General features: G+C 72.2%; 16 protein-coding genes. 5 read left to right on the top strand and 11 right to left on the bottom strand.

Annotation, left to right across the window (positions count from 1 at the left end):
• Nucleotides 1-41: 41 nt before the first annotated feature.
• From AB0H62_RS18335 to AB0H62_RS18310, 6 genes are all read right to left on the bottom strand, one after another.
• Nucleotides 42-1,211: a VWA domain-containing protein gene (locus AB0H62_RS18335; RefSeq protein ID WP_354867765.1), complete on the bottom strand. Its 1,170-nt coding sequence runs from the start codon at nt 1,209-1,211 to the stop codon at nt 42-44.
• Complete coding sequence (locus AB0H62_RS18330; protein ID WP_220241879.1) at nt 1,208-3,388, bottom strand: DUF5682 family protein; 2,181 nt, start codon at nt 3,386-3,388, stop codon at nt 1,208-1,210. Before AB0H62_RS18330 ends, AB0H62_RS18335 begins: the two co-directional genes overlap by 4 nt.
• Complete coding sequence (locus AB0H62_RS18325) at nt 3,385-4,470, bottom strand: AAA family ATPase (protein ID WP_360587030.1); 1,086 nt, start codon at nt 4,468-4,470, stop codon at nt 3,385-3,387. The genes AB0H62_RS18330 and AB0H62_RS18325 overlap by 4 nt, the downstream gene beginning before the upstream one ends.
• On the bottom strand, nt 4,467-5,909 hold the full coding sequence (locus AB0H62_RS18320) for a DUF5691 domain-containing protein (protein WP_220241877.1): 1,443 nt from the start codon (nt 5,907-5,909) through the stop codon (nt 4,467-4,469). Before AB0H62_RS18320 ends, AB0H62_RS18325 begins: the two co-directional genes overlap by 4 nt.
• 676 nt (nt 5,910-6,585) lie before the next feature.
• On the bottom strand, nt 6,586-7,941 hold the full coding sequence (locus tag AB0H62_RS18315) for an SWIM zinc finger family protein (protein WP_255638170.1): 1,356 nt from the start codon (nt 7,939-7,941) through the stop codon (nt 6,586-6,588).
• Nucleotides 7,942-8,102: 161 nt separating this feature from the next.
• Nucleotides 8,103-9,257, bottom strand: coding sequence for an NAD-dependent epimerase/dehydratase family protein (locus AB0H62_RS18310; RefSeq protein ID WP_220241876.1), 1,155 nt, complete (start codon nt 9,255-9,257; stop codon nt 8,103-8,105).
• A gap of 182 nt (nt 9,258-9,439) precedes the next feature.
• Here AB0H62_RS18310 and AB0H62_RS18305 point away from each other — a divergent pair, with 182 nt between their 5' ends.
• A complete protein-coding gene (locus AB0H62_RS18305) occupies nt 9,440-9,946 on the top strand; it encodes a GtrA family protein (protein ID WP_220241875.1) in 507 nt (168 codons plus the stop codon).
• Here the strand turns inward: AB0H62_RS18305 and AB0H62_RS18300 are convergent.
• Entirely contained in the window at nt 9,876-12,050 is a 2,175-nt protein-coding gene (locus AB0H62_RS18300) for a glycosyltransferase (RefSeq protein ID WP_220241874.1), read from the bottom strand. The two genes, AB0H62_RS18305 and AB0H62_RS18300, sit on opposite strands and share 71 nt — an antisense overlap.
• Nucleotides 12,047-12,991 carry an NAD-dependent epimerase/dehydratase family protein gene (locus tag AB0H62_RS18295; RefSeq protein ID WP_360587027.1) on the bottom strand — a complete coding sequence of 315 codons (945 nt, stop codon included), beginning with the start codon at nt 12,989-12,991 and terminating at the stop codon, nt 12,047-12,049. The genes AB0H62_RS18300 and AB0H62_RS18295 overlap by 4 nt, the downstream gene beginning before the upstream one ends.
• Nucleotides 12,992-13,248: 257 nt before the next feature.
• On the opposite strand from AB0H62_RS18295, the gene AB0H62_RS18290 reads away from it, so the two are divergent.
• From AB0H62_RS18290 to AB0H62_RS18280, 3 genes are read left to right on the top strand one after another with little or no spacing between them, the layout of a single operon-like run.
• The gene (locus AB0H62_RS18290) at nt 13,249-13,722 is read left to right on the top strand and encodes a helix-turn-helix transcriptional regulator (RefSeq protein ID WP_360587025.1); all 474 of its coding nucleotides are present in this window, start codon (nt 13,249-13,251) and stop codon (nt 13,720-13,722) included.
• Nucleotides 13,723-13,724: 2 nt separating this feature from the next.
• Nucleotides 13,725-14,309: a hypothetical protein gene (locus AB0H62_RS18285; protein WP_220241871.1), complete on the top strand. Its 585-nt coding sequence runs from the start codon at nt 13,725-13,727 to the stop codon at nt 14,307-14,309.
• Between the two features lie 7 nt (nt 14,310-14,316).
• A complete protein-coding gene (locus AB0H62_RS18280) occupies nt 14,317-15,396 on the top strand; it encodes a hypothetical protein (RefSeq protein ID WP_360587024.1) in 1,080 nt (359 codons plus the stop codon).
• Here the strand turns inward: AB0H62_RS18280 and AB0H62_RS18275 are convergent.
• Nucleotides 15,338-15,859: a 2'-5' RNA ligase family protein gene (locus tag AB0H62_RS18275; protein WP_360587022.1), complete on the bottom strand. Its 522-nt coding sequence runs from the start codon at nt 15,857-15,859 to the stop codon at nt 15,338-15,340. The two genes, AB0H62_RS18280 and AB0H62_RS18275, sit on opposite strands and share 59 nt — an antisense overlap.
• Nucleotides 15,860-15,992: 133 nt before the next feature.
• Between AB0H62_RS18275 and AB0H62_RS18270 the strand changes: the two genes are divergently transcribed.
• Nucleotides 15,993-16,154, top strand: coding sequence for a hypothetical protein (locus AB0H62_RS18270; protein ID WP_220241868.1), 162 nt, complete (start codon nt 15,993-15,995; stop codon nt 16,152-16,154).
• Nucleotides 16,155-16,183: 29 nt separating this feature from the next.
• On the opposite strand, the gene AB0H62_RS18265 is transcribed toward AB0H62_RS18270, so the two are convergent.
• Nucleotides 16,184-16,600: a nucleoside deaminase gene (locus tag AB0H62_RS18265; RefSeq protein WP_220241867.1), complete on the bottom strand. Its 417-nt coding sequence runs from the start codon at nt 16,598-16,600 to the stop codon at nt 16,184-16,186.
• A complete protein-coding gene (locus AB0H62_RS18260; protein WP_220241866.1) occupies nt 16,597-17,454 on the bottom strand; it encodes an LLM class flavin-dependent oxidoreductase in 858 nt (285 codons plus the stop codon). Before AB0H62_RS18260 ends, AB0H62_RS18265 begins: the two co-directional genes overlap by 4 nt.
• Nucleotides 17,455-17,520 lie beyond the last annotated feature (66 nt).

Raw genomic sequence — 17,520 nt, 5'->3', positions numbered from 1 at the left:
GTCTTCTTCAACCAGATGACCGGTCGGTTTAATCCCGAGCCTCAATCCACGGTCGCGGTGGCGGCGCTCACCCAGCGGCCGAGGTCCTCGCGGCGCAGCGCCGCGGCCATCAGCTCGGGGAACAGGTCCGGGGTGCACGCGAAGGCCGGCACGCCGAGCTCGGCCAGCGCGGCGGCGTTCTCGTGGTCGTAGAACGGCGCGCCGGAGTCCGACAGTGCCAGCAGGGTCACGACCTGCACGCCCGAACCGACCAGTTCGCCGACGCGGCGCAGCAGCTCGTCTCGCACGCCGCCCTCGTAGAGGTCGCTGATGAGCACCAGCAGCGTCTGCTCGGGGCGTTCGACGAGGCCTTGGCAGTAGGTGATGGCGCGGTTGATGTCGGTGCCGCCGCCGAGCTGGGTGCCGAAGAGGAGCTCGACGGGGTCGTCGAGGTGCTCGGTGAGGTCCACCACGGCCGTGTCGAAGGCGACGAACTTCGTGCTCAGCGCCCGCATCGACGCCAGCACGGCACCGAACAGGCCCGAGTACACCACCGACTCCGCCATCGACCCCGACTGGTCCACTGCGAGGATCACTTCGCGCTGCACGCTGAGCTGGCGCCGGCCGAAGCCGACCAGCCGCTCGGGCACGATGGTTTTCAGCTCGGGGGAGTAGTGCTTCAGGTTCGTGCGCACGGTGCGGGCCCAGTCGATGTCCGCGGCGCGCGGGCGCTGCGTGCGGGCGGCGCGGTCGAGCGCGCCCCGGATCGCCGCGCGCGTGGGTTCGGCCAGCCGCTCCTCGAGTTGGGCCACCACGGTGCGCACGACCGAGCGCGCCGTCTCCTTCGTCTCCTCGGGCAGCACGCCGTTGAGCGACAGCAGTGTGCCGACCAGGTGCACGTCGGGCTCGACCGCGCTCAGCAGCTCCGGCTCCATCAGCATGCGGGTGAGGCCGAGCCGGTCGACGGCGTCGCGCTGCATCACCTGCACGACCGAACCCGGGAAGTACCGCCGGATGTCGCCGAGCCAGCGGGCGACGCGCGGCGCCGAGGAGTTGAGGGTCGCGCCGCGGCGGTCGCCCGAGCGGACGGGCTCGTCGCGCCGGTCGTAGAGGGCCGCGAGAACGGCGTCGAGGCCGCTGTCCTCTTCGGACAGTGAGCGGCCGGTGCCGTCCTCGCCGCCGCCGAGCACGAGGCGCCAGCGGCGCAGACGATCGGGGTCCGGGGTGGTCATGACGCTGCTCCGAGAAGGGTCGCGAGCACGGGCAGGGCACTGCGGGCGCGGATCTCGTCCAGCTCGTCGGCGGCGAGGCGAGCCGCGGGGGCGCCGCCGGAGAGGGTGGCGGCGCGTTGGCCGATGGCGCGTTTCTCCGGTCCCGCGAAGGCGCCGAAAGTGCGGCGCAGCAAGGGAAGCACCTCGGTGAACACGTCGGACGGGATGGTGCCCAGCCAGGTGTCGACGACCCGCAGCATGCGCTCGTCGTGGACCAGCAGGAGCGCGCCGCCGGCGAAGAAGCCCTCGACGTAGGCCGCACCCGCGGCCGGCTCGACACCCGGGGTGAGCGCGCGGCCGAGGCGCAGCTCGACCTCCGCGCTGTCGAACAGGTCGGCATCGTGCAGCAACCGCACGATGCGGCCGGCCAGCAGTGGCGGCAGGGAGTCGCGGCCGGCGAGCTTGCGCAGCGCGGTGAGCCAGCGTTCGCGCGCCGCGTCGCCCAGGAGGGTGGTGGCTTCGTGGACGTTGTCGACCAGGTCGCAGAACTTCCGGGCCGCGTCGTCGTCGATGCCATGGACGGCCGGCGGCAGCCCGGCGCACACGCGGGTGAGCAGGCGGTCCGCGACCTCCCGCAGCTGCGCGGTGTCGGTTCCACGCACATCGCCGTAGCGGGTGGACCGGGCCAGCGGAGGCAGCGAGGTCATGAGGTCGGCGACGTCGGTGTCGGCCGCCGCGCGGACGTCGAGTGCGGTGAGCACCTCCGGCAGCGCGTCGCCGAGACCGCCGAGCAGGCAGCCCTCGACGGCCGTGGTTATGTCGGCGAGCGGCGGCTTGCCGCCCATGGCCTCGCGCACGCGGGCGGACGCCGCCGAGGCGACGGTGGTGCCGTGCACGGCGGCCGCGACCAGGTCGACCTCGAAGCCCGGCTCCCAGCACAGCGTCCACGTCTCGCGGAAGGTGCCCTTGCTGCGCGTCGCCGAGATTTCCGGGCTGCCCCAAGGGATGTCGAGCAGCCTCAACCGGTGGAGCAGCCGCGAGCGGTCGAGGCCGCCGGGCGTGCGCAGGTCGAGATCCAGCTCGCGCGCGGTCGGCTCGCGTTTGAGCCGCAGCCGGCGCGCGGTCGCGATCAGGTCGGCCGCCAGCGGAGCCTGCGGCACGCTTTCGGGGACTTCGCCGAGGCGTTCGCCGACCACGAGCTTGCGCGTGACGAGGTCCGCCTGCACGTCGTCGCCCGAGCACAGCACCGAGCGCGTGGCGGCGTCGACTTCCGCCAGCCCCGCCGAGGACCGGCCGCGCAGCACCGCCAGCGTTTCGGCCAGCCGCACCGCCTCGATCACGTGCGCCGTCGAGACCGGCAGGTCCTCCTCGCGCAGCACCCCGGCCACGGCGGTGAGCCAGCGGGCGGTGACGTCGTCGGCCGTGGTGAACAGGTGGTGGTACCAGCCGGGCGAGTGCACGCCCGCGCCGTAGCCGCTTGCCGTGGCGAGCCGGCCGTGGGTCCACGGCACCCACGTGCACACGACCTTGCGCTTCGGCAGTCCTTTGAGGACGGTCTGGTCGTGGCTCGCCGGCGGCAGCGGATCGGCCAGCGCCGGCACGTGCCACGCGCCGCACACCACGGCGATGCGCTCGAAGCCTTCCTTGCGCGTCTTGCGCAGCACGCCGCGCATGTACGCCTCGCGGCGCTGTTCGTGGAGGTCCGCAGGGCGTTCGTCCTCCCGCAGCGCGGTCATCGCCTCCGCGATCACCTCGAACGGCGACTCCCCGCCGCGGCGCGACTCCACGACGTCGTCCCACCACCGCTCGGGGTCGTCGTACCCGCCTGCGGCCGCCAGCTCGGCGAGCGGGTCGGTGCGTGGCACGCGGTCCTCGTCGCCGAGCGCGAACTGGTGCGCGGCCGGCAGGTCGCAGAACCGCACCGGCACCCCGGCTTCCGCGGCGTAGCGCAGCGCCTGCCACTCGGGGCTGAACACCGCGAACGGCCAGAACGCCGCGCGCGACACGTCGTCGGCCGCGTACGCGAGCAACGCGACGGGCGGCCGCATGTCCTCGTCGGCCGCCAGGTCCACGAGTTGGTCGGCTTCGGGCGGGCCCTCGATGAGCACCACGTCGGGCTCCAGCTCGGCGAGCCTCGCGGCCACCGCCCGAGCCGAACCCGGCCCGTGGTGCCGGATCCCGAGCAGGTGCGTGGTCATCCGCTGATCTCCTGCCCCGCGCGGTAGAAGTCGCCCCAGCCGTCGCGTTCGCGGACCACGGTCTCGAGGTACTCGATCCAGATCGCGCGGTCGGCGACCGGGTCCTTGACCACGGCGCCGTGAATGCCGGCCGCGACGTCCTGCGCCCGCAGCACGCCGTCGCCGAAGTGCGCGGCGAGCGCGAGCCCGCCGGTGAGCACGCTGATCGCCTCGGCCGTCGACAGCGTGCCCGACGGGGTCTTGACCGCGGTGCGCCCGTCTTCGGTGCGGCCGGCGCGCAGCTCACGGAACACCGTTACGACACGGCGGATCTCGGTCAGCTCGGCGGCTTCGGCCGGCAGCGCGAGCGAGGCGCCCAGCTGCGCGACCCGGCGGCTGACGATCTCCACCTCGGCTTCGGCGGTGTCGGGCAGCGGCAGCACCACCGTGTTGAACCGGCGGCGCAACGCGCTCGAGAGCTCGTTCACGCCCTTGTCGCGGTTGTTCGCGGTCGCGACGAGCGTGAAGCCGGGGCGTGCCTGCACTTCGGTGCCGAGTTCGGGCACGGGCAGGGTTTTCTCCGACAGGACGGTGATCAGCGAGTCCTGCACGTCGGCCGGGATGCGGGTGAGCTCCTCGAGGCGGGCCACCTTGCCGTCGCGCATCGCGCGCAGGATGGGGCTCTCCACGAGCGCGTGCTCGCTCGGGCCCTCGGCGATCAGGCGCGCGTAGTTCCAGCCGTAGCGGATCTGCTCTTCGGCTGTGCCCGCCGTGCCCTGCACGAGCAGCGTGGAGTCGCCGCTGACGGCGGCGGCGAGGTGCTCCGACACCCAGGTCTTGGCGGTGCCCGGCACGCCGAGCAGCAGCAACGCGCGGTCGGTGGCGAGCGTGGCGACGGCGACCTCGATCAGACGGCGCGGGCCGACGTACTTCGGGCTGATCTCGGTGCCGTCGGGCAGGGTGCCGCCCAGCAGGTATGTGACCACGGCCCACGGCGAGAGCAGCCACGACGGCGGCTTCGTGCGGTCGTCGGCCGCGGCCAGCGCGGCCAGTTCACCGGCGTACTCCTGCTCGGCGTGGGGCCGGAGGACTGCGGACGTCATGAGAGCTCCTCGTGCATTTCGCGGCGGAAAGTCAGGGTTTCGGCCACAGCGCGCTGCCACGGGGCGGCTTCGCCGGGCTGGAGGATCAGGGACAGGCGGTGGCGCAGGCAAGCCGGCGGCACGGCCTTGGCGATGAGGGCGGCGGCGTGGGCCACGAGCCGGTGGTCCTGCTGCGCGGCGACCCAGTCGAGCAGCACCCGGCCCAGCTCCTCGGGCCACGGTTGCGGCAGGTCGAGGATCAGCCGCGTGAGCGCTTCGACCTTCAGGCCGCGCGCCAGCTTCGCTATGGTCGCGGCCTGCTTCTCCGGCGCGAGTACGCCGACGAGCGCCGCCGTGGCCCGGCCGCCGGGTTCGGCTTCGACGAGCGCCTGCGCCCATGCTTCGTCAAGCTGCCGGATCGCGGCCGTGGCCCAGCTTTCGCGCACCACGGCGAGCGGGCAGCCCTCCACGAGCATGCCCACGAGGTCACCCGGCGTGCCGAACTCCGCCCAGAACGCCAGGGGAGTGGCGGCGATGATCGCCCTCAGCCGCGCAGTGTCCTGCCCGGGCCCGTGGGGCACGCGGACGCCGTCGCGTACCAGCGAGTCGTCCGGCCTCGGCAGCGTGACCTGCAGGACGTCGGCCCGCAGCGACCGGCTGCGCACGGTGACGCACTCCTGCAGCCGCGCCGCCATCCGTTTGCCGAGCCCGGTGTCGGGCAGCCCGCCGAGCAGCCGTACGGCCGTGTCGCGCACCGCCGCCGCGCGGTCGGAGAGGGCCGCGTCGAGAAACGGCTCGTCGTCCTGGGTGAGGTGGCGGCCCAGCACCGTGAGGAACACCGAGCGCAGGTCGGCCGGCTCGGTGCGCCACGTTGTCGTGAGCGCCGCGCGCGCCGCCGCGGGATCCTGCGTGAGCGCCCGTTCGAACCACGCCTGGCGTCGCGCGGGAGTGCCGAACTGCCAGGCGTCGTCGCTGTCGTCCTCGACCTCGGCGACCAGGAACGCCCAGTCGGTGTTGCGCTCGCCCAGCCACGCCCCGACGGGCCCCGCCACCTCCGCGAGCGGCGCCCGCAACGACACCCGCGCCCGCGCCGCGTCCGCCAGCGCCGGCAGCAGCTCCGGCCCCACCCGCAACCCCCGCCCGGCCGCCGTGTGCAGCCACTCCTCGAGCAGCTCGGGCCGGTTCGCGTGCAGCAACCGCGCCAGCCGCTCCCGCGCGAGCGGCGAGACGAACCGCCGCCCGTCGGGCTTGGCCGGCTCTTCGCGGCGCGCGTCGGCCACGGGAAGGCGGCCCGCACGGCGGTAGTTGGTGAGCAACGCCGCGGCGGCGAGGACGGCGTCGGCCTGATCTTCGGCCTTGCCCGCGACCTCCCGCACCTCGGCCGGCAGCCCGCTCACGTCGAGACTCCGGCGGCGCGTGCCCAGCAGCGCCGTGCCGACGAGGTCTTCCCACGCCTTCACCGGCCCACCACCGCCTCGGTTTTTCCGCCGGCACACAACGGCAGACGACCCGCACCCCGCCCCGCTGCGACGGTGGGCGCTGAGGAAACGCCGGTCGCCGCTGCGGAGCGCGGGTGCGGCTGCGGGAGGTGCGTTCCCGAGCCGGTGGCCGGCCGGGTTGGCCGGACTGGGCGGGCCGGGAATCGTTGTCGGGCCGCGCTTGCCGGACGGTTCCTGGGCTCGGTCGGGCAGGTGTTTGCGAGGAACATTGCCGGCCTGCGTTGTGTGGGGTGTGCTGCTGGCCTGGGCCGGTTGGTCGGGCGCGCCGGGAATTGTTGCCCGGCGGCGCCTGCTGGACGGCTCCCGGCCTCGGTCGAGTACGTGGCTGCGAGGTGCGCTGCTGGCCTGGGCTGATTGGTCGGGCGCGCCGGCAATTGCTGCCCGGCCGTGCCTGCCGGACGGCTCCCGGCCTCGGGCGGGCACGTGGTTGCGAGGTGTGCTGCCGGCCTGGGCCGGCTGGTCGGGCGCATCGGCAGCAGCCCGCCGGTCGGGGCCTTCGGGCGAAGCCTTGGCGCGGCGGGGTTCGCGTGGTGCGAAGGCCGCGCCGCCGGCACAGCGGGGCGGCGAGGATGCCGTCGTGGCGCGGGCTGATGTGCTTGCGGTGCCAAGGTTTTCGGTCTCTCCCACAGTGTCGTAGTCACAGGCGCACCACGCCGTTCGGGTGCCAGCACGTCAGGGGGCGCAGGCCGGCCGGGGTCAGTTCGGCCGCGAGGGTCACCGGGTGTTCCGCGGCGAGGGCCAGCAGGGGCCACGGGTCGATGCCCGGCAGCAGGGGCAGGGCGGCACCGTCCACATCGGACAGGGCCCAGCCGCCGTCGTGGCGGGCGGGGGTGAGGTCGGACAGGAGCACGGGCCAGCGGTCGAGCCACGGGTCCACGGCGAGGGCTTCGGCGAACGCCGCCAAGGCGTCGGCGACGGTGTCGCCGCGGGGGACCGGGGTCGGGACGGCCTCGGTGCGGTCGGCGACGAGCGCGCGCAAAGGCAGCGCGCCCGGGTGGAAGGCGAGCTCGCCGGGGACGACGTAGCCCGGGGGCAGCGAGCTGTCCAACGGGCGCCCGGGCGGGGCGAAGGACAGGACCAGCGCCACGCGCCCCGAATGGCGGCCGCGCAGCCAGGTGCGGCGGGTGCGGAGGTTGTCCTGTTCGTCGTCGACCGCGCCGGTCACGAGCCACTGGTCGGCGAGGCGTTCGCCCGACTCCAGCACCTGCGCGGTGCCCGCCGAGAACCCCAGGCGCGTGCGCACGGTTTCGGCTAGCGCCGAAGGCAGCTCGTCCAGGCGAAGCGCAGCGCCCGCCAGCACGTACAGCAGCGACAGCTCGGCCAGCAGGTCACCCGGCCAGTCGCGGCCGCGCCCGACCAGCCCGGCCGCGCGCCGCAGGCCGCCGGCCAGGCCCGGTGCCTGGGCGTCGATCATCCGCGCGGCCACCGCGCGCAGCTGCTCAGCACCGCCTCCGAAGCCACCGCCGCCTTCGAAACCGCCGCCCTCGAACGCACTGCGTTCGAAACTCGCGAAGCCGGCACCAACACGGTCGGTCAGCCAGCCACGTAGCTCCGCCGCGCCCGCGGTGACCCGCGCGAGCCGCTCCTGCGCCCGTTTGGCGGCGGCTTCCAGGTCCTTCGGCGCGTCCGGTTTGCGTTCCGCGCGCGACGCCCGCGCCTCTCGTTCGGCAAGCCACCTGGCGACATCGGGTTCCTCGGCAGCAGACGGCACCTGCTCCGCCGACCACAGCAGCAGCAACCCCAGCGCGTGCTTGCACGGGAACTTCCGCGACGGGCACGTGCACTTGAACGCCGGCCCCGCCAGCTCGACCACCGTGCGGTACGGCTTCTCGCCACTGCCCTTGCACGAACCCCACACAGCGCGCGCCGAAGCGCCCGCACCCGACCACTTCGCCGGCACCGCGAGCCCGCGCCCGGCCTTGGCCGACGCCGGGTCCGGCGCGAGTCCGGCGACTTGCTCGGGACTCCAGCGCGCTGCCACCTGTTCGGCCACGTTTCCCTTGCCGCTCCGTGTTTCCGACCCCCGTGAGGGGCTGACCGGAGAAGCATCTCATCCGCCACCGACAGTTTCCGACACCTGCCGGGCCGCGATGAAAAACGCCGGACCGCACAACGGCGATCCGGCGTTTCAGCGTGCCAAACGAGCAAGCAGGGTCAGGACTTGACCGCACCCCGCCAGCGCACGGTCGGGCGCAGCCGCTCGGAGTTCACGCGGTGCTTGTTCGTGCCGACGATGTCGAACATCGACTCGATCAGCGTGTCCGACAGCAGGTGCGGCTGCAGGCCGAGCTCGACGAGCCCGGTGTGCTTCACGTTGTAGTAGTGCTCGGGCTGCTCGACGCGCGGGTTCTCGAGGTTCTCGATCTGCACCGGGCCGGGGAAGCAGTTCGCGACGATGTCGGCGATCTGCGCCACCGAGTAGCTCTCGGTCATCTGGTTGAACACGCGGAACTCACCGCGGTCGGCCGGGTTCTCCACGGCCAGGCGGATGCACTCCACGGTGTCGCGCACGTCGATCAGGCCGCGGGTCTGGCCGCCCTTGCCGTAGACGGTCAGCGGCTGGCCCAGCACCGCCTGGATCACGAAGCGGTTCAGCACGGTGCCGAACACCGCGTCGTAGTCGAACCGGGTCGCCAGGCGCGGGTCGAGCGTGGTCTGCGCCGTCTGCTGGCCGTACACGACACCCTGGTTGAGGTCGGTGGCGCGCAGGTCCCAGATGCGGCAAGCGAACTCGATGTTGTGGGAGTCGTGCACCTTCGACAGGTGGTAGAAGGAGCCCGGCTTCTTCGGGTAGAGCATGCGGTCCTTGCGGCCGTTGTGCTCGACCTCGAGCCAGCCCTCTTCGATGTCGATGTTGGGCGTGCCGTACTCGCCCATCGTGCCGAGCTTCACCAGGTGGATGTCCGGGTTGATCTCGGCGATCGCGTAGAGCAGGTTCAGGTTGCCGACGACGTTGTTCTGCTGCGTGTAGACGGCGTGTTCGCGGTCGATCATCGAGTACGGCGCGGACCGCTGCTCGGCGAAGTGGACGATCGAATCGGGAGCGAAGTCGCGCACGGCCGAATAGGTGAACTCGGCGTCGCACAGGTCGCCTTCGAACAGGGCGATCTTTTTGCCCGAAACCTCCTCCCACGCCGCGATGCGCGTGGGCAGGTCTTCGATCGAGACGAGACTGTCGGCTTCGAGCTCCACGTCGTACTTGCGCCGGGCGTAGTTGTCCAGAACAGCCACTTCGTGGCCTTTGTCCGACAAGTGCAATGCCGTGGGCCAGCCGAGATAGCCGTCGCCGCCGAGAACCAGCACTCGCATTGAAGAAGCCTTTCCGTATCGTTTACGCGACAAGCACGCTGATTCCTCTTTGTACATGACGCCTTGAACACGTCCGAACCTATCGACCGGGTGCTGATGATCACCTGGCAGACAGCTGTGAATCTACTGTGCGTCGGGGGGCCGGACGGCAGGCGGATCGGCCCGAGGGGAGACTGGGGGACATGACGACGGTAACCAACCCGGTGGAGCCTCGCACGACAGAGGATTCACCTCGGCCCCGGCGTCGCCTTGCCGGAAGGTTCTTCCGCGCGGCCACCAGTTCGGTCGCGGCGACTTTGCTCAGCCAGGCGGCGTTGCTCACGGTGCTCGCGATCGGCGGTGCTCCGTGGCTGGCCAGCGCGTTCGCGTTCGCCGCGGGCGCGGTGCTGAACTTCTTCCTCACCCGCCGCTGGGTCTGGGGCCGCCGCGGCAAGCCGGCCCTCGGGCACGAGCTGCTGCCCTACGTCGTCGTCATCTCGCTCGGCGGGTTCGCCTCCGTGGGGCTCACCACGCTCACCGGTCACCTGCTCGCGCCGCTGAACCTGCCGCACGCCTGGTGGGTCGTTTTCATCGACGGTGCGTACGTGCTCAGTTACGCACTGGTTTTCGTGGTGAAGTTCACGATGCTCGACCGCTTCGTGTTCGCCCGCGGCGCAGCACGTACCCCCGCCACCACGTCCCCGTCATGACCCGCGCGTAGTTCGCGCCGTAGACGACGCTGCCGCCCTTCTTGCTCTTGCCGGCCTTGCGCAGCCGCATGCTCATCGGCCGTTCGAGCACCCGGGCGTCGCGCGCGGTGACTCCCAGCAACAGTTCCGAAGACTGGTACTGCGGCTCGTTGAGCGGAACAGCGCACGCGAGCTCCGCGCGCATGGACCGGAAACCGAAGGACGTGTCGGTGATCTTCCGCCACGTCAGCGCCGAAGCCAGCCACGCGAACACGCGCACGCCGAGCCAGCGCATGCGGCTGTCGGCCTCTTCGTGGCCCAGCCGCCGCGATCCCGTGACGAAGTCGGCGGTGTCGTCGAGCAGTGGTGCGACCAGTTCCGCCATTTCGCTGTTGTCGTACTGGCCGTCGCCGTCGGTCGTCACCACGTAGCGCGCGCCGCGTTCGGCCGCGAGGTGGTAACCGAGGCGCAAAGCCGCGCCCTGGCCCCGGTTCGTCGGCGCGACGCATACGTAGGCGCCGTGTTCCTCGGCGATGGCGGCGGTGTCGTCGCTGCCGCCGTCGACGACCACGAGCACGTCGACCGGCAGGCCGAGGCACTCGTCGGGCATCTTCTCGAGCACCTGGCCGATTCCGCCGGCCTCGTTGTACGCGGCGATCACCACGGTCAGCTCCGAAAGCTTCGCGCCCGGGTGCCGGTCGTCGAAATCCTTGACCGCGCCCACATCCACTGCGTCCGGGTACGCGGCGAGGCGTCGCCGGCTCGCGGCCGTGAGCGTGGTGAAGCCCAATGCGCCCGCGACGGGCAGCAGCACGAGCGCCGGCAGCTGGTAGCGCCAGGAGAACTCGAACACGGCCGACGCGAACAGGAGGAACAGCCCGGACCCCGCGGCGAGCAGCGCGCCGCTGCGGGCCTTGTCGCGCGGTTTCTTGCGGCGCAGCAAGGTGAGCAGGCCGAGTAGGGCGAAGAACCCGAGCACGGCGCCGGGCACGAAGCCGCCGTTGATCTGGTAGTCGCGCAGGAAAGTCGCGATCGGCTCGTTCACGCTCGGGTTCACGCCGTCGTACTGCTGCGTGATCATCGCGATGTCGGCTGGTTCGTTCCACTCCGGGTACGTCTGCTGGAACTGCCAGCGGTCGATCGGCACGTCGTTGATCGCCGTGCTGCGCGTGAACCGGAAGCTCTTCGAGAAGTCGCTCAGGATCGCCTTCGTGACGTCCCACCACTGGGCCTTGAGCACGTCGATCGAGAACTCGTGCGCCAGCACGGTGCGGTCGGCGCCCGGGGGCAGCGGGCCCGGCCACGCCGGGTCGAGGTCGGCGTGTGTGTAGTTGTCCACCAGGCGGGTGGACACGTCTTCGGTGGGGCAGAACACCTGGATCTCGGGCGCCAGGTGCAGGTTCGCGCAGTCGGCGACGGCGGCGGTGCGCCCGTAGAGCATGCTGCCCGAAGGTCCGGTCAGTCCCCACTTTCCGGTCTGCGCCTTGACTTCCGCGGCGTAGGGCACGATCACGACGAGCATCGCCAGCACGCCGATGCCGGCGTTGCGCCAGCCGCGCCACGTCCGCCACGCGCTTCCGGCGCTGAGCACGTACAGCAGGAACGGCACCGCGAGCGCGACGCCGATCAGCCGCACCAGCACGGCGAACCCGACCACGAGACCCGCGAGCGCGATCCGCCGCCAGTTCGGCGCGCCCTTCGCCAGCAGGAGCCACAACAGCCCCAGCAGCAACGCTTCGAAGAGCACCTCGGACATGATGTTCTGCTCGATCTGCAGCTGGTAAGCGTCCAGCAGCAGCGGGGCCATCGCGAGCGCCGAGACCCAGCGGCGCGCGCCGAGCCGGCGGGCCAGCGCGTAGATCCCCACCGCGATCGCCAGTCCGCCCACGTGCTGCACGGCCGCGACCCACGACAGCCCGCCGACCGCCAGCAGCGGCCGCAGAATCAGGTCGTAGCCGATCGGGTTGAGCTGGTCGGCGCGCAGCGCGTGCAGGTTGTCCAGGTACCGGTACGAGTCGATGTACAGCAGCGCCGGCCGGTAGGCCACCCACGTGAGCACGCGCAGGACCGTGCCCGCGACGAGCAGAAGGAGCAGGAAGGCGTGGCGGCGGAGGAACAGGCTCACGGGGTCGCTTTCAGGTCCAGTTCCGAGAAGTACTTCCAAGCGGTGGCGAGACCGTCGGCGAGCGAGATCGCCGGGGTGAAGCCGATCGTCCCGGCGCTGGCGGACACGTCGACGACGACCGCGGGCATCTCGCCCTTCGGCGCGGCCACGTGTTCCACGGGCAGCTCGGCACCCGTCACGTCGCGCACGGTCTGCACCATCTCCAGCACCGACACGGAGTGCCCGGCGCCGACGATCGCCCGTCCGGAGTAACCGCTTTCGAGCGCGAACGCGATGGCGCGCACCACGTCGTCCACGTGCACGAGGTCGCGGCGCTGCTCGCCCGTGCCGTACACGCGCACGCCCTCGCCCGCCATCGCAGCGCGCATCATGCGCGGCACGAAGCTGTCCTTGTGCGACATGCCGGGGCCGTAGACGTTGGTGAACCGCAAGGCGCACGTCGTCATGCCGTACGCGCCGGAGTAGCCCGACAGCAGCATCTCGCACGCGGCTTTCGTGGCGCCGTAGGGCGTGAGCGGCCGCGTGGGCAGGTCCACGGTGATGGTCGAGGTGCCGACGTCGCCGATCACGGCGTTGGTGGAGGCGAGCACGAAGGTCTGCACCCCGCGTTCGCGCGCGAGCTCCAGCAGTCCGTGGGTCACGGCGACGTTCTCGGTGAACGTGTCGTCGGGCAGCTCCACCGACTTCAGCACCGACGTGAGCGCCGCGAGGTGGACGATGGCGCCCGTACCCGCGGTGACGGCGGCTTCGCGGGTCTCCGCGTCGCGAAGATCGCCGGTGACCACGCGCACGCCCTCGTCTTCGGTGACGTACGGGACTCGGTCCACGACGGTGACGGGGTAGCCGCGATCACGCAGCTCGCGCACGGCCGCGCGGCCGATGAAGCCGCTGCCACCGGTGACGACGACGGGTGTCCTTTCAGGACCGTTCTCCAGCACCATGGCGCACAACCTACCTCCGCAGCCTGTGAGCCAGGACAGCGGACGAGCGCGCCCGGGCCGATCGGTCCCGGATGTCCGGTAGGTCCGCCCGCTCCTGGCGTCCGCGTGTGGCCACCCCCAGTGACCACACACGGACGCCCGTCTCGTTTTCGCGACATCCCGTGCGTCGGAGTGTAGCGTTGACAGGACGGTTGATGTCAAGTTTTCGTGACAGCTATGCTTCAGGTCGTCACGAGCGGAGGACGGTTGGGGGACTGATGACCGGGACGCCGGACACCGGGGACGCGGCGAGCGGTCCCGACGAGGAGACCAGCTTCGCCGAACGGCTCGCGCACTTGATCTCGACGGTGCACCCGCCGGACCGCAAGCCCTACTCCTACCGCGAGATCGCGCAGGGGGTCGCCGAGCTCACCGGGGTGAGCATGTCGGCCACCCACGTGCAGCAGCTCGCCGTCGGGGCGCGGCGCGACCCGAAGCGCTCGCACATCCAGGCGCTGGCGCGGTTCTTCGGCGTGCCCGTCACCTACTTCTTCGACGACGCCGTGGCCGAGCGCGTCGACGGGCAGATCGCCGACGTCGTCGCGTGGCGCGACACCGGCGCCCGCGACCTCGCGCAGCGCGCGATGCGCCTCTCCGAACGCGACCGCGACACCGTGTCGGCGCTCGTGGACCAGCTCAACAGCTACGACGCCGGGCGCGAGCGCTCCCGCCGCGGGCGCAAACCCGAGTAGCTATGCTGATCATCGCCGGGGCGCCGCGGTGCTCCCGGCTGGTCCAGCCGCCGAGCGCACCGGGAGGGGTCATCGACCCGAGCCTGAGGGCACGCGCTCGCACCCGAGTGCGTGAGCTGCTGCGCGACGTGCCGCCGCCTCGCCCGTGGTCGATGAACGCGTGGGTCGACGAGCTGGAACGCGGCCGTGGTCGCGACATCGACCTGGTGGCGGTCGAGTACGAGCCGGGCCGGCCCTCGGGCGCCTGGCAGCGGCGCGCGGACTACGACCTCATCGCCTACACCGCCGGCACCTCGCCGTTGCACCAGGACCACATCATCGCCCACGAGCTCGCACACCTGCTGTGCGAGCACCGCGGGTCCTGCGTGATGTCCGACGCCGAGGCCGTGACGCTGGCGCCCGACCTCAGCGCCCACACGCTGTCGCACCTGCTCACACGCGTGACGACCGACGTCGACGAGTACGAGGCCGAGCTCATCGCCGTGCTGCTGATGAGCGCGGCGACGGCCGAGGACGAACCGCTCAGGCCGGGTGCGTCCGGGCGCTCGGCCGATCGCGCGCGGCGGCTCGCGTCGCTGCTCGGGTAGCGGCCGGATGATCGACGCGCTGTTCTTCGGGGTCGGGCTCGTCGCCGTGGCCGCCGGGATCTGGCGCGCCGTGCGGGCGCGGCGCACCGGCGCGGGCGCCGGGCTGGCCACGAGCCTGATCGCACTCGGTCTCGCGTTGTTCTTGCTGGCCGACAGCGCGCAGGCGATCGAAAGCCGGATCTACCCGAGCCTCGGGCGGCTGCTGTCGAACCTCGCGACGATGGTGGCCGCGTACGGCATCGAGGTCACCGTCGCCGAGATCGGTGGTGTGGCAGGGAAACGGCGCCGCAGCCGGCTCGCCGCGCTCGTGGTCGCGCTGGTCGTGCTCGTGGTGGCGTTCTTCTCGACCCGCGGCCTGCCGGTGGGCATCGGCCTGTTCGACGAGCTGTACCGGACCAATCCGACGCTGGTCGCCTACATCGTGGTCTACACGCTCTACCTCGGGTTCGCGGTGGTGGACATCGCGATCGTGTCGGCGGGCGCGGTCCGCGCGGGCGCCGGCGCGTTGCGGGCCGGACTCGGGCTGATGCTCGTGGCGTGCGTGTTCGCGCTGGCCTACCTCGCGGGCAAGATCGTCGATCTCGTCGCCGACGTGACCGCCGAGCACCCGGTCGCGGTGGTCTGCCGGGGCGCGTTCTCGACGGTCGACTGCGCGCTGGCCGTGGGCTTCCCGGCGATCTCGGTGCTGCTCATCGTGGTCGGCCTGACCGTGCCGGCGATCCCCGCGGCCGGGCGCGCGGTGCGCGACGCGCGGACGCGGGCCGAGCTGCGCCTGCTGCGCGAGCACCTCGCCGAGCGGTTCCCCGACGTCGTGCGCCTCGGCCGCGCGGGCGCGACCGGGCGCGAGCGGCTGCTGACGGTGCTGAGCGAGATCAACGACGGCCTGCTGCTCGCCGGCATCCCACCGTCGGCTCCGCCCGAGGTGGCGGCCGACCTGCTGCGTGAGGGCGGCGGCGACGCCGTGGCGGGTCCGGCGGGCGACGTCGAGGGCGACACCGCGTTCGCCGCCGACGTGGCGCGGCTGCGGGCTATCGCGCGGGCGCTGCGAGCGGAGCGGTCAGCCGGAGCTGCCAGCCCTGTGCGGTGAGCACGACCAGGTGCAGCGCCTCGGCGCGAGCGGTCACCGGCAGGAGCTGCTCCACGCGCCGCGTCACCTCGGTGTTCTGCTCGTCGCTGCCGCCCATCGCGACCGTGAGGTGGGCCGGCGGGCGCGGGCCGAAGCGGCCGCCGTACGGCTCGACGCCAGGCCAGCGGTCGCACACGGCGTCGGCGAGCGGCTGCAGCGCCGGGGCCGCCGCGGCGACGAACCCGGGCGCGACCACCACCTCGCCCAGTGCGACGTCCATCGCCTCGTGGGCGGCCGCCAGCGCGGTCACGGCGGCGTCGACCTCGTCCGTGAGCTTGGTGGCGCGCAGGAACGGGTAGAGCGCCGTGACGTGCGGGGGCAGGCCGGGCCGCACGAGCGTGGGGCTGACCGCGACGGCGGCCTCGAGCAGGCCGGCCGCGGCGGGGAGCTCGACGACGAGGGCACTGGTTCCGGGAGCGGGCACGAGGTGATCTTCCCGCACCCGCGCCCTATCGAGAAATTGAGGCTTACCCACGTTCTCGGGCGTACCCGAATGGGAACCCTAAGTCTTCCCCAAGTTTTCCGCTGCATTGTGGGCCGGGCCCTACACTCGGTGAATGAAGATCGTCCTATGGACCGCATTGTGCGGATTGTGTGCCCTCGCCGGCCACGTGCTCCTGGGCGTCGTGGCTGTTTCCCTGCTCCTGGCCTGTGTTCCCGTGCGCCGGGAAGTCGGCCGGGGAGCCGAAGAAAGAGAATTGATCACCACCCGCGGCTGATATTCGCCGAGTCGCCCTGCAATTGCAATTCAGCGGTAATAACCGTCCACGGGCAGGCGGGCTTCGTCGAACAACGCGGGGCCCTGCAGTTCGAAACTCGCGCCGGGCGCGGGCGGTTTGAGGGTGGCCAGCTGCTGCGTGGACAGCGCGAAGACCACCCGGCCGAGTCCTGATCGTTCGATGGCGCCCGTGCACATCCCGCACGGCTGGCAGCTCGTGTACATCGTCGTCAGCGCGGCCGCCTCGGGGCTGAGCTCGCGCGCGGCCCAGCGCGCGAGCTTCAGCTCGGGGTGCGCGGTGATGTCCCGGTCCGTGAGCGACGTGTTCCACTCCTCGACGAGCACCTTGCCGTCGGCGGTGGCGAGCAGCGAGCCGAACGGCGGATTCCCACTGGCCCGCGCCGTGGCAGCAAGCTCGATCGCATGGCGGAGCAGGGCCTCGGTCATCGTGGTCCCCTTTCGCGGGAGTGCTGCTTCCAGGCGTCCGCGACGGCCGCGAGCGCCCGCCAGGCCGCCGAGGGCCGCCGGGTCTCTTCAGGGTCGCCCGAGAACGGGTCGAACACCACGTCTTCGGCGCCGAGTCGCCGAAGTTCCTCCAGATCGCCCACGACCTGCTCCAGCGTGCCCTCGCCCGCGAGCCGGTCGGCAGGCGGCGCGTCGGTGAGCCGCAGGACGATCCGCGGCGCGAACCCGGGCACCGGTCTGCCCTCGGCGCCGGCGAGGTCCCGCAGCCGGCCGAGCGCGTCGCGCACCCACGGCAGCCGGAAGCGCAGCGGGTGCCACGCGTCGCCGAAGCGCACCGAACGGCGCAGGGCGGCGTCACTGCCACCGCCGATCCACAGGGGCACCCGGCCGGCGCGGTAGTCGTCCTCGTCGGCCCACGCGGCGCGGATGGTCGCCAGGTGCGCGTCGGTCAGCGCGCCGCGACGTTCGAACGGCACGCCGAGCGCCGCGTACTCCTCGCGCGCCCAGCCGACGCCCACGCCGAGCACGAACCGGCCGCCGCTGAGATCCGCCAGGTTCGCGACCATGCGCGCGGTGAGCAGCGGGTGCCGGTAGGGGAGGATCAGCACGGTGGTGCCCAGCCGCACGTTCGCCGTCGCGCCCGCCAGCCACGACAACGTCGTGAACGGCTCGTAGAACGGCGCGGGGTACTGGGCCGCGACGTCGGGCGTGATGGCGACGTGGTCGGACACCATCAGCAGGTCGTAGCCGAGCCCTTCGCCGGTCTGCGCCCACGCGCGCAGCACACCGGGGTCGGCGCCGGGGCCGAAGTTCGGGATGTTCACACCGAGTCGCACGCCACCAACGCTATCGGCGCGGACCCGACCGGTGAAGGGAATCCGTCCGGCATATCGGCCCGATGG

The sequence above is a fragment of the Amycolatopsis sp. NPDC050768 genome, from assembly GCF_040654155.1.
In the GTDB taxonomy this organism is placed as follows: Bacteria; Actinomycetota; Actinomycetes; order Mycobacteriales; family Pseudonocardiaceae; genus Amycolatopsis.
This window is presented reverse-complemented; position numbering and strand designations above follow the sequence as displayed.